Origin of the sequence: Pseudomonas sp. 2822-17 (genome assembly GCF_002742485.1) — a bacterium.
In the GTDB taxonomy this organism is placed as follows: Bacteria; Pseudomonadota; Gammaproteobacteria; order Pseudomonadales; family Pseudomonadaceae; genus Aquipseudomonas; species Aquipseudomonas cyclaminis.
This window is the reverse complement of the sequence record NZ_LJRZ01000464.1, coordinates 1-313: the sequence shown is the minus strand read 5'-3', so window position 1 is coordinate 313 and position 313 is coordinate 1. Positions and strand designations below refer to the sequence as shown.

Annotated in this window: 1 protein-coding gene; it reads right to left on the bottom strand. The window is 38.3% G+C overall.

From position 1 onward, the window contains the following. Window positions 1–313 (bottom strand): hypothetical protein (locus tag AOA60_RS32695; protein WP_158235040.1); only part of this gene is annotated, 313 nt, incomplete at both ends.

Below are 313 nucleotides of genomic sequence, written 5' to 3'. Positions count from 1 at the left end.
GCCAAACTCCACCGAATTTATCACCTGTCCAAATATAAAATCAGGATTAAAATGTCCCTTTTTCAGTAGTTCTAACAACTCTTCTTCGTCAGTAGCTAAGTTATGTGCATCATATTTTTCAATAGCGTCTTTTGCAATTTCTACCATTTCGTTTTCTGTTAATGTGTTCTCTGCCTCAATATCCTCCAAGGCAATAGATAACCACTCCACTTCAACATCTTCCGTAGCTTCTTCTGTAACTTCTTCCTCAAATTCTTCCTCAATATCTATCTCGACAGATTCCTTTTCTCCAGCTTCCACCTGATCGACTACC